Source organism: Hoeflea sp. YIM 152468 (genome assembly GCF_029210485.1).
In the GTDB taxonomy this organism is placed as follows: Bacteria; Pseudomonadota; Alphaproteobacteria; order Rhizobiales; family Rhizobiaceae; genus Hoeflea.
This window is the reverse complement of record NZ_JARGET010000011.1, coordinates 88,527-111,705: the sequence shown is the minus strand read 5'-3', so window position 1 is coordinate 111,705 and position 23,179 is coordinate 88,527. Positions and strand designations below refer to the sequence as shown.

Annotated in this window: 22 protein-coding genes; 14 read left to right on the top strand and 8 right to left on the bottom strand. The window is 59.6% G+C overall.

What is annotated here, in order from left to right; translation table 11 throughout:
- Position 1: 1 nt before the first annotated feature.
- The gene (pobA, locus tag PZ897_RS05700) at positions 2 to 1,174 is read left to right on the top strand and encodes a 4-hydroxybenzoate 3-monooxygenase (RefSeq protein WP_275751024.1); all 1,173 of its coding nucleotides are present in this window, start codon (positions 2 to 4) and stop codon (positions 1,172 to 1,174) included.
- Positions 1,175 to 1,322: 148 nt separating this feature from the next.
- Positions 1,323 to 2,624, top strand: coding sequence for a L,D-transpeptidase (locus PZ897_RS05695; protein WP_275751022.1), 1,302 nt, complete (start codon positions 1,323 to 1,325; stop codon positions 2,622 to 2,624).
- 140 nt (positions 2,625 to 2,764) lie between these two features.
- Here the strand turns inward: PZ897_RS05695 and PZ897_RS05690 are convergent, their stop codons facing one another.
- From PZ897_RS05690 to PZ897_RS05675, 4 genes are all read right to left on the bottom strand, one after another.
- Entirely contained in the window at positions 2,765 to 3,136 is a 372-nt protein-coding gene (locus PZ897_RS05690; RefSeq protein WP_275750697.1) for a VOC family protein, read from the bottom strand.
- 129 nt (positions 3,137 to 3,265) lie between these two features.
- Entirely contained in the window at positions 3,266 to 4,759 is a 1,494-nt protein-coding gene (glpK, locus tag PZ897_RS05685) for a glycerol kinase GlpK (protein ID WP_275750696.1), read from the bottom strand.
- Between the two features lie 66 nt (positions 4,760 to 4,825).
- Positions 4,826 to 6,331: a glycerol-3-phosphate dehydrogenase gene (glpD, locus tag PZ897_RS05680; RefSeq protein WP_275750695.1), complete on the bottom strand. Its 1,506-nt coding sequence runs from the start codon at positions 6,329 to 6,331 to the stop codon at positions 4,826 to 4,828.
- A gap of 112 nt (positions 6,332 to 6,443) precedes the next feature.
- Positions 6,444 to 7,400 (bottom strand): AEC family transporter, encoded by a 957-nt coding sequence (locus tag PZ897_RS05675; RefSeq protein ID WP_275750694.1) that lies wholly within the window; start codon positions 7,398 to 7,400, stop codon positions 6,444 to 6,446.
- A gap of 384 nt (positions 7,401 to 7,784) precedes the next feature.
- Between PZ897_RS05675 and PZ897_RS05670 the strand changes: the two genes are divergently transcribed.
- Both PZ897_RS05670 and PZ897_RS05665 read left to right on the top strand, forming a co-directional pair.
- Complete coding sequence (locus PZ897_RS05670) at positions 7,785 to 8,903, top strand: pyridoxal phosphate-dependent aminotransferase (protein ID WP_275750693.1); 1,119 nt, start codon at positions 7,785 to 7,787, stop codon at positions 8,901 to 8,903.
- A 76-nt stretch (positions 8,904 to 8,979) separates the two neighbouring features.
- Positions 8,980 to 9,435 carry a hypothetical protein gene (locus PZ897_RS05665; protein ID WP_275750691.1) on the top strand — a complete coding sequence of 152 codons (456 nt, stop codon included), beginning with the start codon at positions 8,980 to 8,982 and terminating at the stop codon, positions 9,433 to 9,435.
- A 63-nt stretch (positions 9,436 to 9,498) separates the two neighbouring features.
- Here PZ897_RS05665 and PZ897_RS05660 read toward each other — a convergent pair whose 3' ends face one another.
- Complete coding sequence (locus PZ897_RS05660; protein WP_275750690.1) at positions 9,499 to 9,765, bottom strand: sel1 repeat family protein; 267 nt, start codon at positions 9,763 to 9,765, stop codon at positions 9,499 to 9,501.
- A gap of 460 nt (positions 9,766 to 10,225) precedes the next feature.
- Here PZ897_RS05660 and PZ897_RS05655 point away from each other — a divergent pair, with 460 nt between their 5' ends.
- The 4 genes from PZ897_RS05655 (at position 10,226) to PZ897_RS05640 (ending at position 12,998) form a co-directional block, all read left to right on the top strand.
- Positions 10,226 to 10,564, top strand: a complete 339-nt coding sequence (locus PZ897_RS05655; protein ID WP_275750688.1) for a DUF2147 domain-containing protein — start codon at positions 10,226 to 10,228, stop codon at positions 10,562 to 10,564.
- A gap of 449 nt (positions 10,565 to 11,013) precedes the next feature.
- Positions 11,014 to 11,184 (top strand): hypothetical protein, encoded by a 171-nt coding sequence (locus tag PZ897_RS05650; RefSeq protein WP_275750686.1) that lies wholly within the window; start codon positions 11,014 to 11,016, stop codon positions 11,182 to 11,184.
- Between the two features lie 22 nt (positions 11,185 to 11,206).
- Positions 11,207 to 11,380 (top strand): hypothetical protein, encoded by a 174-nt coding sequence (locus PZ897_RS05645; RefSeq protein WP_275750685.1) that lies wholly within the window; start codon positions 11,207 to 11,209, stop codon positions 11,378 to 11,380.
- A 118-nt stretch (positions 11,381 to 11,498) separates the two neighbouring features.
- Positions 11,499 to 12,998 carry an AMP nucleosidase gene (locus PZ897_RS05640; RefSeq protein ID WP_275750684.1) on the top strand — a complete coding sequence of 500 codons (1,500 nt, stop codon included), beginning with the start codon at positions 11,499 to 11,501 and terminating at the stop codon, positions 12,996 to 12,998.
- Between the two features lie 214 nt (positions 12,999 to 13,212).
- Here PZ897_RS05640 and PZ897_RS05635 read toward each other — a convergent pair whose 3' ends face one another.
- From PZ897_RS05635 to PZ897_RS05625, 3 genes are all read right to left on the bottom strand, one after another.
- Positions 13,213 to 13,569, bottom strand: coding sequence for a YigZ family protein (locus PZ897_RS05635; protein ID WP_275750682.1), 357 nt, complete (start codon positions 13,567 to 13,569; stop codon positions 13,213 to 13,215).
- Between the two features lie 272 nt (positions 13,570 to 13,841).
- On the bottom strand, positions 13,842 to 15,506 hold the full coding sequence (locus PZ897_RS05630; protein ID WP_275750680.1) for an electron transfer flavoprotein-ubiquinone oxidoreductase: 1,665 nt from the start codon (positions 15,504 to 15,506) through the stop codon (positions 13,842 to 13,844).
- A 362-nt stretch (positions 15,507 to 15,868) separates the two neighbouring features.
- Positions 15,869 to 16,630 carry a PAS domain-containing protein gene (locus PZ897_RS05625; protein WP_275750678.1) on the bottom strand — a complete coding sequence of 254 codons (762 nt, stop codon included), beginning with the start codon at positions 16,628 to 16,630 and terminating at the stop codon, positions 15,869 to 15,871.
- A gap of 591 nt (positions 16,631 to 17,221) precedes the next feature.
- On the opposite strand from PZ897_RS05625, the gene hemN reads away from it, so the two are divergent.
- From hemN to PZ897_RS05595, 6 genes are all read left to right on the top strand, one after another.
- Positions 17,222 to 18,571, top strand: coding sequence for an oxygen-independent coproporphyrinogen III oxidase (hemN, locus tag PZ897_RS05620; protein WP_275750676.1), 1,350 nt, complete (start codon positions 17,222 to 17,224; stop codon positions 18,569 to 18,571).
- 127 nt (positions 18,572 to 18,698) lie between these two features.
- Entirely contained in the window at positions 18,699 to 18,977 is a 279-nt protein-coding gene (locus PZ897_RS05615) for an acyl carrier protein (protein WP_047032279.1), read from the top strand.
- A gap of 24 nt (positions 18,978 to 19,001) precedes the next feature.
- Positions 19,002 to 19,487: a 3-hydroxyacyl-ACP dehydratase FabZ family protein gene (locus PZ897_RS05610; RefSeq protein WP_275750672.1), complete on the top strand. Its 486-nt coding sequence runs from the start codon at positions 19,002 to 19,004 to the stop codon at positions 19,485 to 19,487.
- Positions 19,484 to 20,689 carry a beta-ketoacyl-ACP synthase gene (locus PZ897_RS05605; RefSeq protein WP_275750670.1) on the top strand — a complete coding sequence of 402 codons (1,206 nt, stop codon included), beginning with the start codon at positions 19,484 to 19,486 and terminating at the stop codon, positions 20,687 to 20,689. Before PZ897_RS05610 ends, PZ897_RS05605 begins: the two co-directional genes overlap by 4 nt.
- Positions 20,690 to 20,702: 13 nt before the next feature.
- Positions 20,703 to 21,989, top strand: coding sequence for a beta-ketoacyl-ACP synthase (locus tag PZ897_RS05600; protein WP_275750668.1), 1,287 nt, complete (start codon positions 20,703 to 20,705; stop codon positions 21,987 to 21,989).
- Positions 21,990 to 22,150: 161 nt separating this feature from the next.
- Entirely contained in the window at positions 22,151 to 23,179 is a 1,029-nt protein-coding gene (locus PZ897_RS05595; RefSeq protein WP_275750666.1) for a zinc-binding dehydrogenase, read from the top strand.

Sequence of the window (23,179 nt, the reverse complement as noted above, 5' to 3'; positions counted from 1 at the left end):
ACTGACTACCCAGGTATGCATCATCGGCGCCGGCCCCTCGGGCCTTCTGCTCGGGCAATTGCTCAACGATATCGGTGTCGACACCATTATCCTTGAACGCTCAAGCCTCGATCATGTGCTCTCACGTGTGCGTGCCGGTGTTCTGGAACAGGGCATGGTGGCCCTGCTCGAGCGGGCTGGTGTCGGCGAACGGATGCACAGCCAAGGCATGGTTCACGGTGGCTTTGCCATAACCCACGAAAACGACTTCCATAGGATTGACCTCGACAGGCTCACCGGTGGCAAAACAGTGATGGTTTACGGCCAGACTGAAGTGACCAAGGATCTGGTCGAGCGCCGCGCTGCAACCGGTGGCGTGACTCACTACGAAGCAAGTTCGGTCGACCTGCATGATTTTGATGGCGACACGCCGCACGTTACCTGCCGCATCGGTGGCGAGGATGTCCGCGTGGAATGTAAATATATTGCCGGGTGTGACGGATTTCATGGTGCAAGCCGGCGGTCGGTGCCCGAATCGGCAATCCGCACTTTCGAGAAGGTCTATCCGTTTGGCTGGCTCGGCATCATGTCCGACGTACCTCCGGTCAGTCATGAACTGATCTATGCCAGCCATTCCCGCGGTTTTGCGCTGTGCTCCATGCGCTCGATGAGCCGCAGCCGCCACTACATCCAGTGTGATGCCGGCGACAGCGTCGAAGCCTGGTCGGATGAGCAGTTCTGGAGCGAGTTGCGCCGCCGGCTGCCGCCGGAAATTGCCGAGACCCTGACCATCGGGCCGTCCTTTGAAAAAACCATCGCCCCGCTTCGATCCTTCGTCGCCGAGCCGATGCGGTTTGGCAATCTTTTTCTGGTTGGTGACGCGGCGCATATCGTCCCTCCGACCGGCGCCAAAGGGCTCAACCTTGCCGCCTCGGACGTGAACTATCTGTTTGAAGGCTTGCGCGGATATTTTCTCGAAGGCGATGCTTCGCTGCTTGACGCCTATTCGAAGCGCGCTCTCAGCCGTGTCTGGAAGGCCGTGCGCTTTTCCTGGTGGATGACCACCATGTTGCACCGCTTTCCCAACCAGACGCCGTTCGAAGCCCGCATTCTGGAAGCCGAGCTTGCCTACACGCTCGAATCGGAAGCGACAAAGGCCGCGCTTGCGGAAAACTATGTCGGCTTGCCATATTGAAGCCGGTTTTAAACCGTTTGTTCAGCTTGTATTCAGCAGCCCGTGACAATGATGGTGGCATTATTGTCGTTCCTAGCCGCAGGTTGACCAGATGATGACGACCGCCCGATTCCGCTCCGCCGCAGCGCTCCTGACTGTGGCACTCCTGATGGCATGCCCCGTCTCCGCGCCGCAGGCATTTGCTGATCAGTATGGCGGCCAGCGCATGGTTCTCGTTACTGTTGATGGTAACTTGATGCGAGACATCCCCGAGGCCGGTTCGGTTCGCATTGTCATCGACAATCAGGGGCGGCGTCTTCTCATTGACAACTGGAACCAGGTAATCGGTTTCGAAATCCCGGCCTGGCAATACCAGCAGCAGAGCGGTGTTGGGCGCCAGCGGGACGCCGCTCGGTTTCCCGAGCGGCCGTTGCCGCCGCGCCAACAGTTCCGCCGCGATGACTTTGCCTCCATGCCGGAGAGCGGCGCAGGCATAGAACGCCGCGATCTCAACCCGATGACCGGCACTGTGCCGGATGCACCGGATATCATCAAGGCTCCCACCGTCGAAACGCCGCCAGCGAAGGCCGAACAGCAGCACCGGACGACTCCGAAGGCTCCGGCATTGTCAAAAGCCCAGGTGGCTGCCTTGCAGGTCTATCTTGACCGCAACGGCATCTCTCCGGGTGTCATTGACGGGCGCATGGGCTCCAATGTCAACAAGGCCATTGACGCCTGGGAGGAAGCAACCGGCGAGCGCATTGATCCTGCGGATACCGATCTTGTCGTCAGCCGTCTTGCTGCAGGCGGTGGCTTGGCGTTCACCACCTACACCATCACGGCGGAAGACGCCGCAGGCCCGTTCGTGGCCTCGATCCCGACCGATTATGCCGAGAAGGCGCAACTGGAGCGCCTGGCCTACACCTCGACACTCGAGATGCTGGCCGAACGCTTCCACATGGATGAGGCCTATCTCAAAGCCCTCAACCCGGATGTCGATTTCACCCTGCCCGGGGTTCAGATCAAGGTGGTCAATATCGGCCCGAAAAAGACCGGCGTGGTCACCCGCATCATTGCCGACAAGGGCCGCAAGCAGGTTCGCGCCTATGATGCCAATGGCAAGCTTCTGGCAGCTTATCCTGCCACGATCGGATCAAGCGACACGCCATCGCCATCGGGAGACGTGACCATCGAACGCATCGCCCACAATCCCGGCTATACCTACAATCCGAAAATCAATTTCAAGCAGGGCAACAATGACAAGATTCTGCAGGTTCCGCCCGGGCCGAATGGCCCGGTTGGCACCATCTGGATTGCCTTGTCCAAACCCACCTATGGCATCCACGGCACGCCCGAACCTTCCGCCATCGGCAAGACCCAGAGCCACGGCTGCGTGCGGCTGACCAATTGGGATGCAGAGGAACTGGCCGGCATGGTGACGCCGGGGGTCAATGTCAGCTTCATCGAATAGGCGTCAATCCGGAAGAAGGATAGTTTCGCATCTGCTTGAATGCATGTGAAAGCAAGGCAGTAAAGTGTTTGGCCGACTCAAAGACTGAACAGCACCCAACCCGATGCCTGCATCCCCTTCCGGCCCTGATCGGTCTGCCGTCAGCGGTGCTGATCGACAAGAATCGGATTGCCGTCCGGGTCCATGACCAGAAAACTCGCTGGCCCGGTGGTGGTTTCGTCCGCCTCGACGTCGAACGCAACTCCCTTGGTTTTGAGTTGCTTCTGCAACGCGCGCACATCGGTAAACTCCGCCAGCGGCTCGGCGGTTTCACGCCAGCCCGGGTTGAAGGTCAGCATGTTCTTTTCAAACATCCCCTGGAAAAGCCCAATCACGCATCCACCATTGTTCATGATCAGCCAGCCCTGCGCCGCGTCGCCGCCAAAGGCTTCAAATCCGAGTTTTTCGTAAAACGCTCTCGATACCGCCAGATCCTTGACGGCGAGACTGAGTGAAAATGCGCCAAGCTGCATGAAATGACTCCCCTCAGCATCCGGTTCCTGCCCGCCATCTGGCAGGACAAAGGCGATACCGGGCAAAATCTACAGCATTTTCGCCAAACGCCAAAACCCCGCGATGCCGCGCGGTCTGACTGCTAACCTTCAGCCCTGGCTCAGCGTCCGCCGCACCGCGTCGCGCCAGCCCTTGAGCTTGGCGTTGCGGGTCTTGTCGTCCATCTCGGGCTTGAACTGCCTGTCGCGCGCCCAGGCCTTGGCAAACGCCTTTTCTTTGGGCCACACCCCGGCGCGGCTTCCCGCCAGCCAGGCAGCACCCAGCGCCGTGGTTTCAAGGATCGTCGGCCGGTCGACCGGAACATCGAGGATGTCGGCAAGCCGTTGCATGGTCCAGTCGGACGCCACCATGCCGCCATCGACGCGCAGCACCGTATCAGCCTCCGAACTCTTCCAGTCCTTCCGCATCGCATCAAGCAAATCCCGCGTCTGGTAGCAAACCGCCTCCAGCGCCGCGCGCGCGAATTCGGCCGGACCGGTGTTGCGGGTCATGCCGTAGATCGCGCCGCGTGCATCAGCATCCCAGTGCGGCGCACCCAGACCGGTAAAGGCCGGCACCAGATAGACATCCTGTGTCGGATCGGCCTCAGCCGCCAGATCGCCGCTGTGCTCGGCCTTGTTGATCACCTTGATGCCGTCGCGCAGCCACTGCACTGCCGCTCCGGCAATGAAGATTGAGCCTTCCAGCGCATAGGTGACCTTGCCGTCGAGCCGGTAGGCAATGGTGGTCAGCAGCCGGTTCTTCGACCGCACCAGGTCCTCGCCGGTGTTGAGCAGCGCAAAACACCCCGTCCCATAGGTCGATTTCAGCATGCCGGGCTCGAAACAGGCCTGGCCAATGGTTGCCGCCTGCTGGTCGCCCGCCACACCCAGAATTGGAATTTCGGCACCAAACAGGGCCTTCTCGGTGATGCCGAAATCGGCCGCACAGTCCTTGATTTCCGGCAGCATTTCTACCGGGATCCGCAGGATCTCGAGCAGTTCCGGGTCCCACTCCTGGGTCTTTATGTTGAACATCAGCGTGCGCGAGGCATTGGTCGCGTCGGTGACAAACGACCTGCCGCCGGTCAGCCGCCAGATCAGGAATGTGTCGATGGTGCCGAAGCAAATTTCGCCGCGCGCCGCTCGGCTCCGTGCGCCTTTAACAGTGCTGAGCAGCCAGGACAGCTTCGTGCCGGAAAAATAGGGATCAAGCAGCAGGCCGGTCTTGGCCGTGAAGGTCTTTTCCAGGTCCTGGCGCTTGAGTTTGTCGCAATAGGACGAAGTTCGGCGATCCTGCCAGACAATCGCCTTGTGGATCGGTTCGCCGGTTTCACGGTCCCACACGACCACCGTCTCGCGCTGATTGGTAATACCGATCGCCGAAACCTCCGATGCGCCAATGCCGGCCCGTTTCAGCGCCTGCTTGACCGTCGAGACCACCGTTTGCCAGATTTCCTCGGGATCGTGCTCGACCCAGCCCGATTGCGGGTAGAACTGCTCGAATTCCTGCTGACCGACACCGGCAATGCGCATCTCGCTGTCGAAAACGATGGCGCGGCTCGATGTGGTGCCCTGGTCGATTGCCAGTATGTATCCGCTCATTGTGTCCTCCCCTGCTCGCCATACCTGACCCGGATCAGCAAAATCCGGGTCATGACAGCGTCACCCTTATACGGCGCGTTTGCCGGTCATATAGGCATCAAGCGCGGCAACCTGGTCCTTGTCGAGCCGCAGCCCGCGCTTTGATCGCCGCCAGATCACGTCGGCGGCTTCCCTCGCCCATTCCTGGGCGATCAGATAATCCACTTCCAGCGCATAAAGACCATAGCCAAAATGCTGTCCCAGAGCTTCCCGGCTGGAGCATCCGCCGAGCAGAACCCGTGCCTTGGTGCCATACTGGCGGAAATAGCGCCGGGCTTGCTTCGGGTCGAGAAACGGATAGTCGGCAAGCAACCGGGCCACCTGCGCATCGAACCCGTCGGCGGGAAAATCGCCGCCCGGCAAGGCGGCCCGGTGGGTCCAGGGGGCTGCCTTCTTGCCAAGCCGGGCTTCAATCAGCTCCAGCATTGATTCCGCCAGTTTGCGGTAGGTGGTGATCTTGCCGCCAAAAATGTTGAGCAGCGGCGCGCCTTCTGCCGTGTCGGGCTTGAGCACGTAATCGCGGGTTGCTTCCTGGGCTGCGGACGCTCCGTCATCATACAGCGGCCGGACGCCGGAATAGGTCCAGACAATCGAATCGCGCTGCACCGGCTTGGCGAAATACTCGCTCGCCGCCGCGCACAGGTAGTCGATTTCCGGATCGGTAATCACCACGTCTTTCGGATCGCCGGTGTAATCCTGATCGGTGGTGCCGATCAGGGTGAAATCCTCTTCATAGGGGAGTGCAAAAATGATCCGCCCGTCGCCGTTCTGGAAAATATAGGCGCGGTCATGATCGTGCAGTTTCGGCACCACGATGTGGCTGCCCTGCACCAGCCGCACATTGTGCGCGTCCTTGCGCCCCACAACACCGGACAGGATGCGGTCGACCCAGGGTCCGCCGGCATTGACGATCAGCCGTGCCCGCACCGTCTCGCGCACGCCGCTTGCCCGGTCCGTCACTTCGATTTCCCAGACACCATCCTTGCGCTCGGCCGACACCACCTCGGTTCGGGTGCGGATTTCGGCACCGCGATCTGCCGCATCCCGGGCATTGAGCACCACCAGCCTGGCATCGTTAACCCAGCAATCGGAATACTCGAATCCTTTGGAAAACAGCGGCTTGAGCGGCTTTCCCACCGGTGATGTTTTCAGATTGACCGTCGTGGTGCCGGGCAGCAGCTTGCGGGTACCGATATGATCGTAGAGAAACAGGCCAAGCCGGAGCAACCAGGCCGGCCGCATGTCCTTGTGGTGCGGCAGCACAAAGCGCATCGGCCAGATGATATGCGGCGCATTCGACAACAGCACTTCACGCTCGCTCAAGGCTTCGCGGACCAGCCGGAACTCGTAATATTCGAGATAGCGGAAGCCGCCATGAATGAGTTTGGATGACCAGGACGAGGTACCGGAAGCGAGATCGTTCATTTCGGCGAGAAACACCGAATAACCACGCCCGATCGCATCGCGGGCGATGCCGCATCCGTTGATACCGCCGCCAATGACGAAAACGTCGTAGAGCTTGTCCTGTGCCATTGGCCTCTCCAGTCACGCACAACCCGTAACTTTTTCTAATTCGAAACCCTGGCGAATGTCAAAAGAAAACAAACGAAAGAAAAACAACACCTCTTGCCGGTGGACAAAGTGGTCACAGGACTGCGTCGGCAATGAAAAGCCAGACCCCCGTCGACACCGCCGCGATCGCCGTTCCGAGCGTCATGGAGGTCGAGGCGAGCCGCTGGCCGGTGCCGAAACGGCTGGCAATCAGCCAGGCGTTGACCCCGGCGGGCAGAGCGGCGGCGGCGACCACCACCTTGGCCTGCAGGTCCGGCAGATCCAGCAGCAGCGCCATGCCCAGAGCCACCGCCGGCATCAGCAGAAGCTTCAGGGAGACCATCGTCAAAGCCTGCGGCACCTGGCCTCTTATGCCATAGCCGCGCAGCGAGAAGCCCATCGCAAACAATGCCACGGGGCCGGCGACGCTGGCGAGGCTGGCAATCACCCGGTCGGCGACACCGGGAATTGCGAGGCCTGTCAGCCGCACCAGTATGCCGCCCAGAATGCCGATGATCATCGGATTGGAAATCAACTGGCGCAGAAAGCCTGAAAGCAGGGCGGAAAGGGATTTGGCCCCGGTGCCGGCGCCATCGCGCTTGAGCCCCCACTCGAACAGAATGATCGACGCCGCCATCATGATCGGCAGGTGAATCGACACGATCTGCGACAGCACCGCCAATCCGGGCTCGCCGTAGAGACCGGTGATGAAAGGAATCCCGAGCAGCACCAGATTGGAAAACGCCGCCGTCACACCGGCCACCACACCCGACCGCGCATCACGGCCAAAGCCTGCACGAATGACCGCATGCGCCGACCCCCAGGTCAGAAGCACGGCTGTGAAGTAGGTCACCCACACCGCCCAGGGCAATCCCTGATCGAAACTTGCTGTCGCGATGGTGCGAAACAACAAGAGCGGAACCGCAATGGTAAAGACGAAATCCGACAGCCCTTCCCCGGTCTCCGGCTTGAGCACCCGCAAGGCCGCAGCCCCATAGCCGATCGCGATCAGCGTGAAGACAACAAGGATGGTTTCGGCAAAGGGGGGCATGGGCGTGCGCCTCGGAACTTGATAGCGGGCCTTTGGTCTTAACCGCTCCGGACCGCGAGGCAAAGTGGCCGGTTGCATCGATGCCCGACCGCCGGTCTGATTTACCGCGCGTGCGGAGCACGTGGCGACATGTTCCCGTAGCTGCATGGACAAGAGCTCAAGTCGCGGTGGCCTGCAAAAGTCGTCGCTCGGACGAAGGGCGGCGGCCAGGTCAGCCCCTTTTCCCTCTCTGGAGAGGCATCGAGCGCCGGTGCGCCTGCGTTGTGTCCATGTGGTGAACTTGCCCCTACACCTTGGCTATGCGGCAAAGACGCTCTGACTGCTTGAAGCCATGCCTCATTGCCGCTAGGGATTTCTGGTAATTTACTGAGGACGGATTCCGCCATGCCCGCTTTCTCCCGCTTCACCGGCCTTGCCGAATCGCTGCCGCCCACCGTGCCGTTTGTCGGGCCTGAAACCCAGGAACGGGCGCGGGGCGAAAAATTCCTGGCCCGGCTTGGCGCCAATGAGAGCGGCTTCGGTCCCGCGCCTTCGGTGATTGAGGCCATCACCCGCGAAGCGCCGCTGAGCTGGCGTTACGCCGATCCGGAAAACCATGATCTGCGTGTGGCGCTTGGCGCCCATCTTGGTCTGGCGCCGGAGCGAGTGGTGATTGGCGAGGGCATTGACGCCCTTCTGGGCCTACTGGTGCGGCTGATCGTCGAACCCGGCACCCCGGTGGTCACCTCGCTTGGCGCCTATCCCACGTTCAATTTCCATGTTGCGGGCTTCGGCGGCAGGCTGATCACCGTGCCCTACCGCGACGATCACGAGGATCTCGATGCGCTTGTCGAAGCCGTTCGCCGGGAAAACGCCCCGCTGGTCTATCTCTCCAATCCCGACAATCCGATGGGCACCTGGCATTCGGCCAAAACGGTGACCGCCTTCGCCAAAGCCCTGCCGGAAACCACCCTGCTGGTGCTCGACGAAGCCTATGGCGAAACTGCCCCGGCCTCCGCCCTGCCCGCCATCTCAGCCCTTTCCGACATGCCCAATGTGCTCAGGTTCCGGACATTTTCAAAAGCCTACGGCCTCGCCGGCCAACGGGTCGGCTATGTCTTCGGCGTCGAGGAGACGGTGTCGATGTTTCACCGGGTGCGCAATCATTTCGGCGTCAACCGCCTTGGCCAGGTGGCGGCGCGCGCGGCGCTTCAGGACCAGGCATGGCTCGGGCAGGTGGTCGCGCAGGTGGCCGCATCGCGCGACCGCATTGCAACCATTGCACAAGGCCATGGTTTCACGCCGATCGCCTCGGCGACCAATTTCGTCACCATTGATTGCGGACGGGACGCAGCCTATGCCAAGGCGGTCCTCGACGCCCTCGTGGCCCGCGGCGTCTTCATCCGCATGCCCGGCGTGGCGCCGCTCAACCGCTGCATACGCATCTCGACAGGTCCAGAGGCGGAGATCGATGTTTTTCAAGAAGCCTTGTCAGAAGTCATCACGGCGCTTGATCTCAGATAGATCGCCGCGTAGACTTTTCCACCAAAAGTATTTTTGTTTTTAATTATAATTCCAATTACTTAAATGAGAATATTACATGAAAAATTGGTTTGTAGCGATACTCGCTATTTCAATCACTGGCTGCACCGCTTCCGAGCCGCAATCCATTATCCACCGAGAGGGATCGACGCTTGCAGAGAGGCAAGCCGTTTTTGATCAATGCGACTTTGCCGCGATACAGGCTATCCCTCGCGCTATGACTGTTGCGGTCAGCCCAGGTTACTCCAACCCGGGAACCTTACAATGCAACACTTATGGCAACTCTACCTCATGCTATCGTGTCGGAGCAGTCAACATCGCACCAACTTACTCCAATATCGACGCTAATCAGTCGATCCGCACGCGCTATATAAACCGCTGTATTGAGGCTAAGGGCTATGCCGTCGCGCTTCTGCCATTGTGCACGAAGCAAGAAGACAAGTCGTTCATCATCGCCACTCAAGACAATCAACCGCCGCTCTCACAAATAACATGCGCCTATTTTGGTCACTGACGAGGTCCAGCCTTTCCGTTCACTGGAGGGTTTGACCTTCATCTCGCTGCCCTTGGGATAGCCTCAATGCATGGTCATCCATTCGCGTGCGGCACGAAGGGCTGAGGCAAGGTCGGCCTTGCTCATGCTTTCCGCCAGTTCGGCGCGCAATGTCGCGGCCCGGTCCGAGCCCTTGATCGCGGCAATGTTGAGCCATTTGTGAGCAGCGACATAATCGACTTCGCATTCGCGTCCGGTCGCATACATCAGACCCATTTCGCAGAACACGTCTGCCCTGGCTTCGCCGCCGATGGTGGCCTGATCCTGATCATGAATTTCGTAACGTGCCATTGTCTCGATCCCTGTAACTATCTTTGTTTCGTTGTCCCTGTCAGCTCTTGAGAGCCACCATGCTTGTCTGTGCGTCCGGTTTGGCCCGGCGCTGTGTTGTTGGATTGAACTGTGTCGCAATCGACTAAAAAGCGCGTTAAATTGCATGCTTAACTGGAGACCAACAAAGTCCAAAGGCTTGGTAAATTTGGGATTTTGTTAAACATCCAAGCCGTTGGCTTCCGGCCAAACCAGCCAAATATCGGCTCCCGGGGAACGTTGAAAAAGTTACCAACGGCTAACCAAACATCCATCGCATTGTCTGAAAACCGGAGCGGATCTGGAAAAGCCTGTGAAAAACCGCGGGCATTTTTCGCCGCAGAAATCTGCTTCAGGCTTGGAATTGCCAGTTTACCTTTACGTAGACGTAAGTTAAGTAAGAAATACGCTTGAGGAAGCGTTTATCCTTTGGAGGAACACCATGATCCGCAAACTGATTGTAGCTGGCGCACTTGTTGCCGCCATGACTGCCCCGGCGCTGGCCGACCCGATCGAAGGCAACTGGAAGACCAAGAGCGGTGAAACGGCGGCAATTTCCGCCTGCGGCGGCTCTTATTGCGTGACGCTCAAGACCGGCAAGCATGCCGGCAAACGCATCGGCAAGATGACCGCCAAGGGCGGCGGCTATTCCGGCACGATCACCGATCCGGCGAAAGACAAGACCTATTCAGGCTCCGCGTCTATTTCCGGAAACACGATGAAAATGAAGGGCTGTGTCCTTGGCGTTCTGTGCCGTTCGGAAAACTGGGCCAAAATGTAATTCGGCGCCATTGCAACGCCTGACAAGAAAAACCCGTGCTGCAAACCGGCGCGGGTTTTTTTCGTTGGCACGAGATTGGATCGCGCGGTCTGGTTGACGCTGTCCAACCGGCGGAGTCGCCCAAACGACGGCCGGTTCGGCTGAGCGCCCATGGCATCATGGGCTGGTCACCGGCTTTGTTCACCGCGTCAAATTTCCGGTTCCGGCAGCGGCCGCGCATGGTCTGCTTGCTCTGAGTTTGATGACCTTCGGCGGCTTGTTCGCCAGATAGCATGAGACTTGGCGAATGCTGTTCGTGCTGCGACGGTGATCCGGCACGGCGCATACCGCCCCCGCATGGCCTTCCCGCGTCGCGCCATTAACCTGTTTGAATGCCAGATGAACGGCCATCTCAGGCGCTGTTCAGACTGCAAATGCGAAGGTGTTTCCAACAACGGGAAAACATTTGCATGAGCACGCTGCCACGCCGCCTCACCATCATCAGCCTGATTTTCGTGATCTTCGCCCTGCTGATGGCTGCAGCGGTCGCCAATTCCGCAAGGCGGACCGCCGGTTGGCGCAATGGCGCGATCGATGCCTGTGTTTTCCATCCCGACCTGAATTGCACGGTTTCACACTGAGACCGGCCCGAGAGGACAATACATGACTCTGCATCTCCACGTTGCCATTGCCACTATGCTGCGGATAATCGCCTTGGCCGCCTTTCTGGTTGGGCCTGTCGGCGCCTACGCGTATGCCAAGACCGGTGACAGGGATTCCGGCCTGTCGGGCGCGGGGTTCGTTCTTTACATCAGCCTGCAGCGTAACAGCATGTAAAACCGGCCTGGCGGGCACAAGCCCGATTTGAGACCCCAAGAGCTGGATGGGATTGACTGAAAGTCCTTTCTGAAATGGTCGTCTTTTCCTTGTCATCATTTCTCGGATATAACGATGCATGAATCATCGAATCTCTCCCCCCACAGCGAATGGCTTCATTTCCCCCGATCCGATTGGTCCGCAGGAGTTTTCCGATGCGGCCGACGCGGTTGCGGCACTGGAAGCCATTTATGATCGCAACACCCGCTTTTTGTGCGAGGCCTTCCAAAGGATCGCCACGGAAAAGCCGACAGGCCGCTACCGGGCCTACTATCCCCAGATAAGCTTCGAGACAAAATCCTTTGGCATGGTCGATACCCGACTGTCCTACGGGCATGTGGTCTCGCCGGGCCACTATGCCGCGACCATCACCCGGCCAGCTCTGTTCCGCAGTTACCTGAAAAAGCAGTTTGAATTGCTGTTGCGCAATCACGGCACACCGCTTGTGATTTCCGAATCCAACACGCCCATTCCCCTGCATTTTGCCTTTGGCGAAGGTGCCTATGTCGAGGCGGCAGTTGCCGAGAAACTCGACATGCCTTTGCGCGATTTGTTCGACACCCCCGATCTCGCCACCACCGACGACGAGATCGTCAACGGAATGTATGAACCCGGACCCGGCGAATTGCTGCCCCTGGCGCCGTTCAAGGCCCAACGCGTCGACTATTCCCTGGCGCGCCTGTCCCATTACACCGCGACCGCGCCCGACCATTTTCAGAACTTCGTGCTGTTTACCAATTACCAGTTCTACGTCGACGAATTCTGTGCCCACGCCCGTTCGCTGATGGCCGAAGGCAACGACGATTATGAGTTTTTCGTCGAACCGGGAAATCTGATTACACCGGTCGGTCATGGCAGCCCGACCGAGGGCGTTGCGCCGCCACGGCTGCCGCAAATGCCCGCCTACCATCTCAAGGCCAAGAACCACAACGGCATCACCGTGGTCAACATCGGCGTCGGCCCGTCCAACGCCAAGACCATCACCGATCACATCGCGGTGTTGCGCCCGCATGTCTGGTTGATGCTGGGGCACTGCGCCGGCCTGCGCAACAGCCAGAATCTCGGCGACTACGTGCTCGCCCACGCCTATGTCCGCGAGGATCACGTGCTTGATGACGATCTGCCGGCCTGGGTGCCGATCCCGGCGCTGGCCGAAGTGCAGGTTGCTCTTCAGGACGCCGTTGCCGAAGTCACAGGGCTTGAAGGTTACGACCTCAAACGCATCATGCGCACCGGCACGGTCGCCACCATCGACAACCGCAACTGGGAACTGCGGGACCAGCGCGGCCCGGTGCAGCGCCTGTCCCAGTCGCGTGCCATCGCGCTCGATATGGAATCGGCCACCATCGCCGCCAACGGGTTCCGCTTCCGCGTCCCCTATGGCACGCTGCTCTGCGTCTCCGACAAGCCGCTGCATGGTGAATTGAAATTGCCCGGCATGGCGTCGGCCTTCTACAAGATGCAAGTCAACCAGCATCTTCAGATCGGTCTGCTGGCGATGCAAAAGCTCGCCGCCATGCCGCCCGAGCGGCTGCATTCCCGCAAGCTCAGAAGTTTTTTCGAGACCGCGTTTCAGTGACAGACAAGAGGCGGGATCCCCCCGATCCCGCCGTTTTTTCCTGACCTGTTCGCAGACCCTGCTGGACTTCAATTCGGGCAGAGCGATTTCATAGGTTTGGCTGTCGCAAGACCTTGCCGCATATGGCAGTGCCCCTATCTGTCGGAAGATGTGCCGTTCGCCGCAATCACCGTCAAGCTCGGCAATCGGCCAGATTGACGCTCGACACCCTGCTTCAGTTTGCGCGCAGATCGGAAAGATAAATCCGCACCGCTTCCTGCACGTGCCGAAAGCGATCGCCGCCCAGATGCTTGCCGCCAAACCATCGCGTCACCACGATGATATGGTCGCGCAATCCTTCCCGCTCCAGCATCCGCAAGATCACCATGCCCGCACCTGCCTCGCCATCATCGTTCTTCAATGGCGCATCGGCACGCAGCAGGGCCCATGTATTGTGTGACGCCTTGGCGAATTTCTTCTTGCGGCAGAGCGCCTTGACAAAGGCTCTAGCCTCTTCCTCGGATGCGCAGGGTCCTCCCGAGACTGCATATTTCGACCCGCGGTCAGTTATGATGTTATCGAGAATGCGCATCGCTTGGGCTTAGAGCACTCCCCTGCCGGCGACAAGCCGGCTGTGGCAGATCAATTGGCATCTCTGCCCCTTCCAGCGAGGGGGCGGCCCAATGGCTGGTTCAGCCAAACGCGACAGTCGCTAGGATCTTATCGCAATCACGCACCAACGGCAGAATGACCGACAAACACACCTGGTCTGCCGCTCGGGCGAACGGCAGATCAACTCGGCACCACACAGGCGCGATGTCAAGCAAGGCGCGGCAGCGCACCCCGCCCTGCCCGGCCTTCCCCTTACATGTTGGTATAGACCGGTCCTTCGCCACCCTGTGGCGGCACCCAGTTGATATTCTGGTTCGGGTCCTTGATGTCGCAGGTCTTGCAGTGCACGCAATTCTGCGCGTTGATCACGAAGGTCGGTGTGCCGCTGGTCTCAACCCATTCATAGACTCCGGCCGGGCAATAGCGCTGCGAAGGACCGCCATAGACATCATGCTCGGAGGATTTCTGCAGCGCCATGTCCTTGACCTGCAGATGCACCGGCTGATCTTCCTCGTGATTGGTGTTGGACAAGAACACCGAGGACAGCTTGTCGAAGGTCAGCACACCGTCCGGCTTGGGATAGTCGATCTTCTTGTGCTGTGACGCCGGCTCCAGCGCCGCATAATCCGGCTTGCCGTGACCCATCGTACCGAACGGCGAAATGCCGAACAGGGTGTTGAGCCACATGTCCAGCCCGCCGAGCGCCACGCCGCCGATGGTGCCGAGTTTCGACCACAGCGGCTTGACGTTGCGCACCTTCTTCAGATCCGCACCGATCTCCGATGTGCGCCAGGCCGCATCGTAACCGTCGAGCGTATCCTGCGCCCGTCCGCTCGCAATCGCTTCGGCTGCGTGCTCCGCCGCCATCATCCCCGACAGCACCGCGTTGTGCGATCCCTTGATACGGGCGACATTGACAAAACCGGCCGAGCAGCCGATCAGCGCGCCGCCCGGGAAGGCAAGCTTCGGCACCGATTGCCAGCCGCCTTCGGAAATGGCGCGTGCGCCGTATCCCAGACGCTTGCCGCCCTCGAACACCGGCGCAACCGCCGGATGGGTCTTGAAACGCTGGAATTCCTCGAACGGAGACAGCCACGGGTTCTTGTAATTCAGATGAACGACGAAGCCGACAGCGACCTGGTTGTCTTCGAGATGATACAGAAACGAGCCACCACCGGTTTTCAGATCCAGCGGCCAGCCAAACGAGTGCTGCACCAGACCGGGCTTGTGGTTCTCGGGTTTGACCTGCCACAGCTCTTTCAGGCCAATGCCGTATTTCTGTGGTTCGCGGCCTTCATCAAGCTTGAACATCGAAATCAGTTGTTTGGCCAGCGAGCCGCGCACCCCCTCGCCAATCAGCACATATTTGCCCAAGAGCGCCATGCCGCGGGCATAATTCGGACCCGGTTCGCCGTTGCGCTCCACCCCCATATCGCCGGTGGCAACGCCGATCACCGCGCCCTCGTCATTGGTCAGCACTTCGCTGGCGGCAAACCCGGGATAAATCTCCACACCCAGAGCCTCTGCGCGGTCGCCAAGCCATTTGGTCACGTTGGAGAGCGAAACGATGTAGTTGCCGTGATTGTTCATCAATGGCGGCATCATGAAATTCGGCAGCCGGACAGAGCCGGCAGGCCCAAGCACCAGGAAATGATCCGCAGTGACGGCGGTCTTGAACGGATGATCGGGATCATCGCGCCAATCAGGAATGAGCTTGTCGATACCCACCGGATCGACCACAGCGCCCGAAAGAATGTGCGCGCCCACCTCGCCGCCTTTCTCCAAAACGACAACCGTAAGTTCAGGGTCGACCTGTTTGAGCCGGATGGCAGCGGAAAGTCCGGCCGGACCTGCCCCCACGATCACAACATCAAACTCCATGCTCTCGCGTTCCACGGGCTCAACAACATCACTCATCGGAATTCCTCACCTTTAGATTCGAGCGTTTCCTTAGTCAGACAGAAGCATCAAATCAATCCAACAACGGGCTTTGGCGCCGATCCTGAAACCCGGGCCTCACAGGCCTGGTTTCCACGCGCACCGCCCGGCCATGCGACCTTTCCAACCTGTTTGGCAAATGGCGCGCACGGAGTCGAGCCGGATGCAGCAGGAATTGGAGCATCGTTGACGTAAACGTAAACGTCAATAGGCTTCGGGCACCCTGTCAGATTTGGTCATGGATCTGTGTCGCAAAGCCTGATTTCGCCGACACCGCGGCAGCCCTGCAGGACAACCCGGTTTTTTCGGCGCGAGCACTGGCAGACAGCCCCGCCCGTCTGTCAAGCAGTCGAGGCAAACATCGGTTGCATGGTCAGTATGATGATTGCGCCGGCGATGGACTTGTCCAGACCGGTCATCGGCGTCATCCGGCAATCCACCTCGAACATCTGACCGCTCCGATCGGAAATCTCATAGGTGTAAGAGACACTCGCGCCTGAAAAACACTGATCAATGCGCGGTCCCGCCCGGGACTGAAAACGATTGACGCCAATCATTTCGACCATGTGTTTGCCGATAAAATCGCAGGGCCGCTTGTCATGAAAATCGGCGTTGCGTTGATTACAATAGATATAGCGGTAATCACGGCTGACCACGGCGACCCGTTCCGGCACCGAATCCAGAATCATGTCCTGCACAGATGGATCATAGCCATCACTCAAGGGTATCTTCGGAAACTTCGGCAAGTCAGTCTCGGCGCAGTCGACCACATCGCGATAGCGGTTAGACAGCTCTGCCACCATGGCTGTGTAGCGTCTAACACTGCTGTCATCCTCGCTATTGTGCATGCAAAGCTGATTGAAGAACCCGATTTGCGTGATGACTTCGCTGCAATTGCGCGCCCGGAAATCGAATATGCGACGGGTCAGCGGCTTGAGACGCGCATCAAGCATATTGATATCAGTCTCATCACCACGGCGCACGGACAGAACCAAGTCTTTGCTCAGCTTTTCGAATCTCTCGATAAGAGCAGACAGCATCCGGCCTCCGAATTGTTCTTGTCGGATTGACTTTAGTGTTTCCTGTATAAGGACAATTGCCACTAGACTGCAAGCACCGCCCGCCAAGACAACAGCGTTCCATGCCGGCCGATCCAGACTGGAAGCCCGCAGCACTCCGGATCTGATGAAGCCAGCTTGGTTTCCCGGCGACTGACGCAAACCGTGTCAGGAAAGACAAACCATTGAAAATGTTTGGAAATAAGAAACACTGCACGCAAGAGAGAAAACCTGGCTCCGCCCTCCCGCCGCCCAGGCTGCATTGGGTCAGCCGCATCAACCCACGCCGCCGGACCGTGTGTTTGCCTTGCTCAAAACCGTGAACGATTTCCGGTTTGACCTGATTAATCACCCAGCGTCGCGCCGAGAATGGCACGAGAAAGCCGCGTTTCGGCTCGTTTCACTCACCGAATCGGCAAATCGAGCTGATTCGCATCTTCGGCAAAATGCCTTTGACGGTGTTACGGCACAGCCGGCCTCAACACGCGGGCGGGTCGATTGCCTGTTGAGATCGATAAGCTGGTCGCTGAAAAACGCGCCTGCAATGACACCACAAACACCGGCAGGTTTGATCAAGGTCAAGGCAACATGACAGCCGATCCGCAATGACCAGCTTTGCAACTGAGAGGCTGGTTCATGCAAAAAGAGTTCATTCGCAAACACGGTGGTCCGGCGCCACGCTACACCAGTTACCCGACGGCGCCGCATTTCCATGCCGGTATTGATGCAGATGTATATGCCCGTTGGCTGCGCAGCCTGACGCCGGGGCAGACCCTATCCCTTTACATCCATATCCCCTGGTGTGATCGCCTCTGCTGGTTTTGCGGCTGCAACACCAAACAGACACTGAAATACGATCCGTTGACAACCTACCTTGCAGCTCTCAGCCACGAGATCGACACCATTTCCGGACTGATCGATCCGGGCTGCAGGGTCACCGCGCTGCATCTGGGCGGCGGCTCACCGACGATGCTGCGCCCTGACGACATGATGGCTCTGAACCAGGCGTTGCGCAGCCGCTTCAATTTCGATCCCGACGCCGAGATCAGTGTTGAAATGGACCCCAATGACCTGACCGCTGACAGATATGATGCGCTTGCCGCCATCGGCATGACCCGTGCATCGATCGGGGTTCAGGATTTCGACGACAAGGTCCAGAAGGCGATCAACCGGGAGCAGACATTCGACCAGACCCGCGAGGTCGTTGAACAGGTGCGGGCGCGCGGCGTCCGCTCGGTCAATTGCGATGTGCTGTATGGCCTTCCGCATCAGACACGCCACTCCGTCGACCGCACCATCAAACAGGTTCTCTCGCTCACACCCGACAGGATCGCGCTGTTTGGCTATGCGCATGTGCCGTGGATGAAGACCCACCAGAAGATGATCGACGAATCAGCGCTGCCGGATCTCACCGAGCGGTTTGCACAGATGAACCACGCGGCCTCGGCGCTGACCGCCGCCGGCTACACCGCGATTGGCATCGATCATTTCGCCCTGCCGGCCGACAGCTTGGCCATTGCCGCCGCGTCGGGTGCGATGCGCCGCAATTTCCAGGGTTACACCAGCGATACAGCCGATGCGCTGATCGGCTTGGGGGCCTCGTCGATCGGGCAACTGCCGCAAGGCTACATCCAGAACCAGCCCTCGACCGGCCAATACCAGAGACAGGTCAATCTCGGTCGCCTTGCAGTGGTGCGCGGTTTCGAGTTGACGACGGAGGATCGGATCCGCGCCCGCATCATCGAATTGCTGATGTGCGACTTCGCTTTCTCCTTCGCCGCTTTGCGGCAGGAATTTGGCGCCCCTGCCGAATCCATCCTGGACGAAGCCGAGTATCTGGCCGGCTGTGACACCGACGGCATGATCGAATACGCCAATGGCCTGCTCCAGATCACGGCAAAAGGCAGACCGTTCGTCCGCTCCGTGGCCTCCGCATTCGACAGTTATTTCGGCACCGGAGTTGCCCGCCATTCGCTCGCAGTCTGAGCTTTTCTGCGCCTTTTGACTTGGCTGCCGGGCCTGCGCTGAAAATCGCCGGAGAAAGAAGCCATTGGCTTTTGCTCCGGATTTTTCTATAGCTTCGCCCAAACCACCATTCAATGAGGTAGCAAGCGTGACCGCAACATTTGACAAGGTCGCTGACATCATCGCCGAGACGAGCGAGATTGACCGCGATTCCATCACCACTGAAAGCCACACCATTGATGATTTGGGCATCGACAGCCTCGATTTTCTCGACATTGTTTTTGCGGTCGACAAAGAGTTCGGCATCAAGATTCCGCTCGAACAATGGACCCAGGAAGTCAACGACGGCAAGGCTTCCACCGAGGAGTACTTCGTTCTTGGCAACCTCTGCACCAAGATCGATGAACTGAGGGCTGCAAAGGGCTGACGCCCCTTGGCAACGGGGCATTCCATGCAGCTAGAATATTTCCAGATGATCGACCGGATCGAGGCACTGAACCTTGATGCGGATACGCTGGTTGCAAGGGCGACTGTTCCGGATGCGAGCCCCGTTTTCGAAGGCCATTTTCCCGGCATGCCGCTGGTTCCGGGCGTCTTGTTGATCGAAACCATGGCTCAGGCCGGCGGCTTTCTGATATTGGCCAAAACTGATTTCGCGGCAATGCCGTTTCTGATGTCGGTGGACAGCGCCAAGATGCGCGATTTCGTCAAGCCTGGCGCGGATCTGGAGATCACCGCGACACTCGAGCACGAAGGCTCGGGTTATGCGGTCATCAAGGCGAAGATCATGAGTGGCGGCAAGAAAGTGGCTGATTGCCAACTCAAACTCAAGACTCTTCCCTTTGATCAGGTTCCGCTGGCCGACATTGTTCAAAATCGCGCCGCTGAAGTGGGCCTTTTGGCTGCCATGGCGGACGTCGCAGGAGAACGGCAATGACAGAACCAAGCCATCAGGTGGTCGTGACCGGAATCGGGCTGGTGACCGCACTGGGCGTCGGGCGCCAGGCGCATCGTGACCAGTTGTTTGCAAGCACCGCGCCGGACCGGGTGACCGACAGCGAACGCTTCGCTCCCTACACGGTCTACCCGTTGCCCGAGATCGACTGGTCGGCGCAGATCCCGCGCCGTGGCGATCAGCGCCAGATGGAGAACTGGCAGCGGCTTGGCGTCTACGCAGCCGGCCTTGCCCTCGATGACGCCGGCTTCAAGGACGATGCCGAGGCTTGCGCCTCAATGGACATGATTGTTGCCGCCGGCGGGGGCGAGCGCGATATCGCGGCCGACACGCTGATCATTGAAGAAAGCCGCAAGCGCAACGACCGGGAGCAATTGCTCAATGACAAACTGACCACCGAATTGCGCCCCACCCTGTTCCTTGCACAATTGTCCAACCTGCTCGCGGGCAACATATCCATTGTCCACAAAGTCACCGGATCGTCGCGAACGTTGATGGGCGAGGAAGGTGCCGGGATTTCCGCCGTGGAAACAGCTTACGCACGCATTGCAGCCGGACAATCGACCCATTGTCTGGCGGGCGGCGCGTTCGTCTCCGAGCGTCTCGACATGCTGATGGTGATGGAGACGATCCAGGGCCTTGGCAAAGACCCGACCGCACCATTCTGGAACCAGGATGGAACCGCAAACGGCATGAATCTGGGAGCTTCGGGGGCTTTCCTGGTGCTCGAATCGCTGGAGCATGCGCAGGCGCGGGGTGCGCATGTCTACGCCCGTCTGGAAGCGGTTTTCGGAGATCGCGGTCCCCGCGACGACGGCCGGCTGGAAAAGCGGCTCACCCGTCTCGCCGATGACGCCGGTGCATCCGACGGCGGTGCAGACACGGTGGTGTTTTCCGGAGCCAGCGGCTATCCGGACCTCAGTGCCCGGGAAAGAGCCTTTTTGAAGAGCCGCTTCCCGGCCACTCCGCTGCGAACCGTCGGAGCCCTCGTTGGTCATTCCGTCGAAGCGCACTTCCCCACAGCAGTGGCGCTTGCCTGCCTGGCACTCGACGATGCGGCGCCGATCAGCCCGTTTGCAGCAGGCGAGGACGCTCCTGCATCGACCGCCGCAAACTCGGCAATCGTGACCACCATTGGTCATGTCCGCGGCGAAGGCATCGCCCGCCTGACGAGGACGTCATGAGACGGAGAAAGTCATGAGCAACTCTGCCTACAAAGATCATCTTGGCCGTCCGCTTGTCGCTGTCACCGGCATGGGAGTCGTCACCTCGCTGGGCCAGGGGGTGAAAGACAATTGGGCCGCCCTGACCGCCGGCACATCCGGTATCCACCCGATCACACGGTTTCCCTGCGAGGGCCTCTCAACCCGGATCTGCGGCATGGTCGACTTTATCGACATCCCGGTGCCCAATGCGGTGGAACGCTCCTATGCATTTGCCCGAGAAACCACGATCGAGGCTTTGGCGCAGGCCGGCGTGTCGGGAGATTTTGACGGCCCGCTGTTTCTTGCCGCCCCGCCCATCGAGCCGGAGTGGAATGCACGTTTTGAACTCGGCGACCGGGTCCGGCCAGAGCAGATGACGGGAAATGCCTATGAGCAGTTTCTCGCGATCCTGCGCGAGAAGGCCGATCCGGTTCTTCATGAGGCTTTTTTGTATGGCGCCATTTCCGAGCGGCTGGCCGAGCGGTTCGGAACCCGGGGACTGCCCGTGACGCTTTCCACCGCCTGTGCCTCTGGCGCCACCGCCATCCAGTTGGGGGTCGAGGCGATCCGTCAGGGCCGCACCAACCGCGCCCTGAGCGTCGCCACCGACGGGTCGGTCAGTGCCGAAGCCCTGATCCGGTTCTCCTTGCTGTCGGCCCTGTCCACCAACAATGATCCGCCAGAGAAGGCCTCGCGTCCCTTCACCAAGGATCGCGACGGTTTTGTCATTGCCGAAGGCGCCGCGACACTTGTGCTGGAATCACTTGAAGCTGCGGTCAGCCGCGGCGCCAGGATCCTTGGCATCATCAGTGGTTGTGGCGAAAAGGCCGATCACTTCCACCGCACACGCTCTTCGCCGGGTGGCGCACCGGCAATCGCCACCATTCGCGCAGCCCTCGACGATGCCGGAATTTCAGCCGACCAGATCGGCTACGTCAACGCCCATGGCACCTCGACGCCGGAAAACGACAAGATGGAATACCTGGCCCTGTCCGAAGTCTTCGGCGACCGCATGGCCGAAGTTCCGGTCTCCTCCAACAAGTCGATGATCGGCCATACACTGACTGCCGCCGGGGCACTTGAAGCAGTCTTTTCTCTGCTGACCATCTCCACAGGCACGCTTCCGCCCACCATCAATTACGACAATCCGGACCCCACAATTCCGCTCGATGTGGTTGCCAACGTCAAGCGCGACGCGACAGTCACCAGCGTGCTATCGAATTCTTTTGGATTCGGCGGACAGAACGCATGCCTTGTCATGGCGGCTGAACCCGCTTAAGTCATCTCCCGCACCGGCAACCGCCGGACCCATCTGGATCTTGCATCCACTCGAGGCTGAACGCCAAAGCAAAGCGTTCAGCTGGATGCCCGGTGTACAGACCACCCTGCGCGTACATTGGCGCCGGGCATGATTCCGCCGAGCTGCGAAGGAACAAAGTAATGCGGGCACTGCAACTGATCGAAGATCGCAAGCTTGAGACGGTCGACCTGCCTCCTCCCCCACCTCCGGGCATCGGCGAAGCCACAATCTCGATCAAGGCAGTTGCGCTCAACCATATCGATGTCTGGGGCTGGCGCGGCATGGCGTTTGCCAAGCGCAAGATGCCGCTGGTCATTGGCGCGGAAGCATCCGGCGTGGTCGATGCCATTGGTCACGGTGTAGCCGGCCTGCTTCCGGGGCAACTTGTTTCAATCTACGGCGCCCGCACCTGCGGCCTGTGCCGTCCCTGCCGCGAAGGCCGCGACAATCTGTGTGAACACGTCAGTGGCGTCCACGGTTTCCATCTCGACGGCTTCGCCCAGGAAAAAGTCAATCTGCCGGCGCGGCTTCTGGTGCCGGCGCCGCCCGGGGTAACCCCGATCGGCGCGGCCGTGGCCCCGGTCACCTTCGGCACTGTCGAGCACATGCTGTTCGACAATGCCAGGCTTGAGCCGGGTGAAACCATTTTGATCCACGCCGGTGGGTCGGGGATTGGCTCTGCAGCGATCCAGCTCGCCAAGAAGATCGGCTGCACCGTCATCACCACCGTCGGGTCCGACGCCAAGATCGAGCCGGCCAAAGCGCTCGGTGCAGACCACGTGATCAATTACCGCGAGGACCGGTTCGAGGGTGTGGTGCGCAAGCTCACCAAGAAGCGCGGCGTCGATGTGGTGTTCGAGCATGTCGGTGCCGACACCTGGGCCGGATCAATGCTCTCGCTCAAGCGTGGCGGTCGTCTGGTCACCTGCGGCTCGACCTCGGGCGTGTCGACGCAGATGAACCTGATGATGCTGTTCCAGCAGCAACTCAAGCTGATCGGTTCGTTTGGCTGCCGGATGGAAAACATGGCCGACGCCATGCAGAAAATGGCAGCAAATCAGGTCCGGCCGGTTATCGACACCGAAGTCGGCTTCGACGAGATCGACACTGCGCTGGCCCGCATGGAAGGCCGGGACGTGTTCGGCAAGATCATTCTGCGGATGGATTGA